Source organism: Variovorax sp. GrIS 2.14 (genome assembly GCF_046115955.1).
Classification (GTDB): Bacteria; Pseudomonadota; Gammaproteobacteria; order Burkholderiales; family Burkholderiaceae_C; genus Variovorax.
This window is the reverse complement of the sequence record NZ_JBJXIA010000060.1, coordinates 1-6,710: the sequence shown is the minus strand read 5'-3', so window position 1 is coordinate 6,710 and position 6,710 is coordinate 1. Positions and strand designations below refer to the sequence as shown.

The window sequence follows — 6,710 nt, the reverse complement described above, 5'->3', positions numbered from 1 at the left end:
CCAGACGACGAGCGCCGCCGCAATCGAATTGAGGGGCGCGCAATTCTTGTTGGCAGAGCAGCTGTTGGAGACAACCGCAGCGAACGGCACCGCGAAGGGTGACATCGGGTTCGACCTACGGCCTTAAGTTTTTGGCCACAGTGCCGAAAACAAAGAGGCGACGGCAGTCGGGCTCATACTTATTCCAACGAGGAGCGCACCCATAGCTGAACGACCGCCGAAATGCACTCCGCCTCTCATTAATTTGTGGACTCTCAATGACACCTATCGTATGCGCCGCCTTTGCTACGCCGGAGCTTCTCGGCACGCTGGACGGGTTCACCGACGCGCAACTGGATGCGCTTGATTTTGGCGTTATCGGCTTCGATGCAAGTGGTGTGGTGCGCCGCTACAACGCGTTTGAGTCACAAGCGGCTGGACTCTCCCCGCAGCGGGTATTGAGCCAGCCCCTATTTACCGTTGTTGCACCGTGCATGAACAACTTTCTGGTTGCACAGCGCTTCGAGGATGCCGTAGAGCACGGTACAACCCTCGACCAGGTCATCGAATACGTGCTGACCCTGCGCATGCGGCCTGTCAAGGTCCAATTGCGTTTGCTCGCGTCGCCCAGCGGGCTGTTCCGCTACGTTCTTGTCCAGCGCGTGGGCTGAGCTCTCCCACATGGCTTTTTCACTTGAGGAAGACTACGAGGCGCTGACGCAGTTTTTGTATATCGCACCCATCGGACTGGTGCAGGCGCATACCGACGGCGAGATCGTGATGGTGAATCCGCTGTGCGCCCAACTGCTGATGCCGTTGTCGCGCGATGGCGGTTTGTCAAATCTGTTCACTGCGCTCGAAGGTGTGGCGCCAGACCTTCGGCACATGGCCGCCGCCTTTGAAGGCAGTCATGGCATGGTGTGCGATGCCTTACACCTGCAAGTCAACGCGGGACGTGGCCACAAAGACGCACAAATCCTGTCGCTCAGCCTGCTCAAGCTGGACGACCGGCGACTGATGGCCGTGCTCAGCGACGTCACCAAATCCGTCAAGCGCGATCGCGAACTGCGCCAGAGCCTGGCGTGGATAAACACCATCGTGACCGGCCTGACCGACTACGCGCTGGTGGCGTTGGATGCGAACGGCTGCGCACAGAGCTGGAACCCGAGCATCGGGCGTGTTGCGGGCTTTGCTGGCGAAGCTACGGTCGGACACTCCTATGCAATGTTCTATCCGTTGGACGGCATGTCGGGCGACCGTGCGCTCGACCGGCTGCACGAGGCCGACGACAGCGGCTGGAGCCTCGACGAGGGATGGCGAGTGCGGGCCGACGGGACGCGCTATTGGGGTAGCTGCCTGATCGCACCGCTGCACGTGCCTGGTGATGACCCGTCTGACGAGCGGCAGACGGAGCGTGCCTACAGTCTGATCATTCGCGACATATCCGACCGGCGCGACGCCACCGAGGCGCTGCGGCAGTCGGTTTCGAGCGACCACCTCACCGGACTGGCCAACCGTCGCGCGTTTTTTGACGCAGCGAATCTCGAACTCCAGCGCTGGACGCGAATGTCCAGGCCCCTCTCCGTGGTGATGATCGACGCAGACCACTTCAAGGGAATCAATGATGAACATGGGCATTCCGGAGGAGACGCCGTGTTGCGGCATCTTGCCGCAGGCATGTCGTTTAGCTTTCATGCGATGGACGTCGTCTCGCGGGTGGGCGGAGAAGAGTTTGCCGTCCTGATGCCGGGGATCACACTCGAAGCCGCCGAAGCTGCTGCGCTACGGCTTTGCCGCAGCATTGAAGCGCAAGCCGTCGAGATTAACGGCACCTTCATCCGCTACACGATCAGCGCCGGGGTTGCGACGATGCAAGAAGGCATTGACGGCGTGGACGAGTTGCTGCAACGCGCCGACTCGGCAATGTACCTGGCCAAGTCGAAAGGCCGCAACCGCGTTGAGCGCTGGGTAGGTAAGACCGATGCCGATGGCGATCGCAATCTCGCCAAACACATTCATGGCTGAAGCCGCCGCCGACGAAGCCCTCGTCCAGTTTCTCTATCGCGCACCGATCGGCCTGATCCAAACCACACTCGACGGCACGATCATTCTGATCAATCCGATGTCGGCACAGTTGCTAATGCCGCTGGCGGTCGACGGAGCGCTGGACAACCTATTTGAAGTATTGAAGACCGTGGCGCCCGGATTGCGCAATCTTGCAAACGCGAATGCGCAGCCTGGCGATATCGTTTGCGACGCATTGCCACTGCAGGTCCGGCAGCTCGGCGCAACGCGAGGTGAGCCGCTATTTCTGGGACTTCACATGATGCGGCTGGACGACACCACGTTGATGGCCTGTGTGACGGACATAAGCGTGGTGGTGCAGCGCGAACAGCAGCGGCTGCAGGCGCTGCTTCATGGGCAAAAGCGCGTTGATGCGTTGACATCTTTGCCGAACCGAACGGCGGTACTGGAGCGAATTCACCGGGCGCTAAGTCGGGCACAGGAAGAACCTGCGTACGACTTTGCGCTCATGCTCGTCAACGCAGACCGATTCGAACGTATCAACGTGACCCTCGGCCACGCGACCGGCGACGAAGTGCTGTGTCTCATGGGACGCCGCGTGAGCGCGGCCGCGCACGAGTTGGGCGCTTCTCTTTCCTCCGGCACGCCATCGCCCCTCGCAGCACGGCTGGGCGCAGACGAATTCGTGCTGTTCCTCGATATGCTTGAAGGCAGTGTGCTCGCTGCGGTCGGCGCAGCGGATCGGTTGGTCAGCATGTTGCAGGAGCCTTACGCCATCGGCGAGCAGACTGTGCACCTGTCGGCGAGCGTGGGCTTGGTGACAGGCAAGGGCTGTTCTGGCAATGCCGAAGGACTGCTGGAGCTCGCCAGCCTGGCAATGCGCGATGCCAAGCGCGCAGGAGGTGCACGCCGCGTCGTTTTTGAGTCGGAGATGATGGATCGCGCCCGACAGCTCGGCGATCTGGAGCTAGGGTTACGCACCGCGCTGTCCGGGGGGCAACTGTGCACCGAATACCAGCCAATCGTCGCCCTTGCGGACGGCTCAGTAGTGGGAATGGAAGCACTGGTGCGCTGGCGCCATCCGCAACGAGGCATGGTCATGCCGGCCGAATTCATCGCGGTGGCCGAAGCCACCGGCCTAATCCGCGAGTTGGGCGACTGGATCATCAACGACACCTGCCGCCAACTTGTCGTATGGCGCGCGCTCCTGGGCGACCGGGCACCCCGTACGGTCTCTGTCAATCTGTCGCGAGCGCAGCTTGCCGATCGGAAGATCGTCGAGCGCGTCGCTAACGCGCTTGAGGCAAGCGGGTTGCCGGCTGCCTGTCTGCAGCTGGAAATCACTGAGAGCCTGGCCGCACAAGACACTGCGGTTCAGGCCCGGTTGAGTGAGCTCAGGGGACTCGGGTTGACCTTGGCGCTTGACGATTTCGGGACCGGCTACTCGTCGCTGTCCAGCCTGCACGAACTTCCTGTCGACGTCATCAAGATCGATCGCTCCTTTGTCACCCCGATCGAAGCCAGTGCACACCACCGCGTACTCATCGAGGCGATCGTCCACATCGCGCGAAGTCTGGGCATGGTCACGGTAGCAGAGGGTATTGAGACCGCTGGCCAAGCAGCGTTGCTGCGGACCCTCGGCTGTGACAAAGGGCAGGGCTATTTCTACGCGCGACCAATGGCGGCCGATAGGGCGACAAGCTGGCTTCACGGGGATGGGGCCACGATCAGTAACCATGTCGCAGTACCGGCGATATGAGATTGCCGAACAGTCAAGCCCCATCATTTGCTGCGCGCGCTGAACCGCATTTAGTTGTGCGATTGCTACGGCCCGTTGTCACCCTGAAGTTGACTTTAACCAGGGGTACGAAGTGACGAAGCCGTGTCGGGGCGACGCTGATTTTAAACCGCGGCTGGGACCGCACAGGAGCCTTGCACTATGCCGAGAGGAGTCGTTGAACGAACTAGTTCCTTGATCCTGCACTTGACGCGGATCGTCACCCAGCATGAGCTGTTATTTCACTTGGTTTGGATGCGGTTGTTCCTCATGCCACCCAAGTGGAAAGCACCTGAGAATGCGGGGGCACACCCTTGTATGCACCCCGGCAGTTTCCGCTTTTCGCCAACGCAAAATACCGGCCTGCAAGGCTGTTGCCGAAATTCCCGGCGTTGGTCTTCTTACGGCGACGGCGGTCGTCGCCAGCATGGGAGAGCTGACTGCGTTCAAGGATGCACGGGAGTTTGCAGCGTGGGCCGGACTGCTTCCGCGCCAGACTGGCACCGGTGGACGGGTACGGCAGCTGGGCATCAGCAAGCGCGGCGATGCTTACCTGCGAACGCTGCTGATGCACGGTACCCGGGCCGTCGTGATCCGATCCAAGGATGGTCCGACATGGCCATGGCTGACCGCCTTGTTGCAGCGCCGGCCGCAAGCGTGGCCGTCGCCGCGGTCGCGAACAAGCTCGCGCGGACGATCTGGGCGGCCCCGGCACCCGGCCCAGCCTGACGCCCCGAGGCGTGGCTGGCCGCGTACAGACGGCGAAGAAGATGAAAACAACGAAACAAGCAACAGGCTGGATATGAGACTGCAGCCCTGTCTCCTGAATCGTCACGAACATGAGTTCTTGCAATCCGGGAGGCGCCCGTTTACACGTCTCCCGACGTCCCGAAAACTGCATTCCGTTTTAACGGGTTAAATTTCACATTTGATCTGACAATTTGAAGCGCTGTGACAAATTCTGACATGCGTGACATTTAATGGCGTTGGGAGAAAAGTTTGGATTGCCGTACGTTGTTTTTATCTGGGCCTTCCCGCAACACACTTTTTTCTGGCTTACCAAGATGCTTGTAGATAAAAGTCTCGCTGTTCCTGAGTCGAGCCTAAAACAGCCTGACACTCGTGCGAGCTCGCCTCGCCGAGCGGTAATGGCGATCACGGCGTTCGTGGTATTCGTGTGCGTGGCACTGCTTGGGGTCAATGTCTGGCTGGCGCTTCAGGCGCGCGATGAAGCCATCCGTCAGGCCACGCTGGCCGACATGAATCTGACGCGGGCGATTGCCCAGCAGATGAACAGCCTTTTTTCCGAAACTGCCAGAATTCTGGACACGGTGGCATTTGAACTTGGGCGCGTGGACGGGGACCCCATCGCTGTCCAACACATGCACCCCATGCTGGTCAACTATGCTGCGGCGACTGAGCAGATCCACAGCCTCTTTGTAATGGACGCCCAAGGCCAGCGGATCGTCAGTTCCGAATCAACTGGCAATGCGCTTGCTAACGATTCCCAGCGGGCCTATTTTACTTACCACCGCGACAGCCTGAGCCTGGCGCGCCATCTGGGCAAGCCTTATCTCAGTCGGATTGGCAACGTCTGGCTCATTCCGGTTTCGCGGCGCCTCAACGACTTGGACGGCCATTTCACCGGCGTGGTGCTTGCCACCGTCAAAGTGGCCCATATCCAGCAGTTGATGGCGGACTACGAGATTGGCCAGTACGGGGCGCTGTCGCTGAGCCTGTCCGAAGGAGGTCTGTTAACGCGGCGTCCGTTTACTGAGTCCGACATGGACAAAACCGTAGCGGGTACTGCCCAGTTTTTGCTGCTTCAAAAACATCGGTCCGGCACGATTGAGTTCGTCTCGCCCCTCGACGGTGTGGAACGGGTGGTGAGCTACCAATACCTGAAGAACAACCCATTGTTTGTGACCGTGGCGCTATCCAAGCAGGAACTGCTGCAACCTTGGCGGACCACAACGTATGTTCAGACAGTCTGGATCGTGCTGCTATGTAGCTTTGTGGGCCTGTTGGGCAACAAGGTGGTCCGCTTGATGCGCGACCGACTGCGAGACGAAAATATGTTGCGCAAAGCGCGCAACGAATTGACTGTGACCAACGCGCAGCTGACCCACCTGGCGCACCATGACGGGCTGACCGGCCTGGCAAACCGTCGCTACTTTGACGAAACCCTCATGCAGGATTTCGCGAACGCCCGCAGAACGGGCCGGCCAATGGCACTCATCATGGTCGACGTCGATCACTTCAAACTCTACAACGACATCTACGGCCATCCCGCGGGCGACAGATGCCTACAGGCGGTGGCTTGTGCCATCGCGTCGGCAGTGCGCCAGCCCCATGACTTCGTGGCGCGCTATGGGGGTGAGGAAATAGCCGTGCTCCTGCCCGAGACGGATACAGCAGGAGCGGTCGTGGTGGCTGAGGCTATCTGCCTGACGGTGGCGAATCTGCAGTTGCCCTTTGTCTCCAGTGTTTTGGGTTACGTCTCTATCAGCGCAGGCGTGGCAGCGCAGGTATTCCCTGGCCCCAATGCCGGTGCCGATGAACTACTGGGTGCCGCTGACAGAGCTTTGTACCGAGCCAAAAGGGGCGGCAGAAACCGAGTGGTGACGGAATTTGACCCAGCTGTGAGTGCCGCACTGTGAAAGCTTCCGCAGCGGCGCCGGTCATGTTTGACCCCGAGACTTTGTTTTTGACGCCTATGCCTTTGTAAATTTACAGGGGCTCACTGGTTGGCGACGATTGCTTTGTCCGGCGTGTTGTCTCACGAAGGAATGTTACCCGCCGGCCGGTTGTCGTTTTGGCTCTCTATCTGCCCTGTTCAATTCAATGATCGAAGGCTGTGGGCATGTGGTCGAAGGCTGCGGCGGTGGGCAACGCAGGCCGCACAGCGGCGCGTTGTCCACGGTCGCGG

The 6,710-nt window shown here is 60.1% G+C and carries 4 protein-coding genes and 1 pseudogene; all 5 read left to right on the top strand.

Features of this window, described 5'->3' with window-relative positions:
* The first annotated feature begins 257 nt into the window (after positions 1–257).
* The 5 genes and pseudogenes from RCH10_RS27045 (at position 258) to RCH10_RS27025 (ending at position 6,441) form a co-directional block, all read left to right on the top strand.
* The gene (locus tag RCH10_RS27045; RefSeq protein ID WP_409054770.1) at positions 258–650 is read left to right on the top strand and encodes a PAS domain-containing protein; all 393 of its coding nucleotides are present in this window, start codon (positions 258–260) and stop codon (positions 648–650) included.
* 10 nt (positions 651–660) lie between these two features.
* A complete protein-coding gene (locus RCH10_RS27040) occupies positions 661–2,004 on the top strand; it encodes a diguanylate cyclase (protein ID WP_409054769.1) in 1,344 nt (447 codons plus the stop codon).
* A complete protein-coding gene (locus RCH10_RS27035; protein WP_409054768.1) occupies positions 1,997–3,763 on the top strand; it encodes a putative bifunctional diguanylate cyclase/phosphodiesterase in 1,767 nt (588 codons plus the stop codon). The genes RCH10_RS27040 and RCH10_RS27035 overlap by 8 nt, the downstream gene beginning before the upstream one ends.
* Positions 3,764–4,142: 379 nt before the next feature.
* A pseudogene (locus RCH10_RS27030) lies at positions 4,143–4,510 on the top strand (transposase); the annotation flags it as partial.
* Between the two features lie 419 nt (positions 4,511–4,929).
* Positions 4,930–6,441 carry a sensor domain-containing diguanylate cyclase gene (locus RCH10_RS27025; RefSeq protein ID WP_323500830.1) on the top strand — a complete coding sequence of 504 codons (1,512 nt, stop codon included), beginning with the start codon at positions 4,930–4,932 and terminating at the stop codon, positions 6,439–6,441.
* The last annotated feature ends 269 nt before the right edge of the window (positions 6,442–6,710 follow it).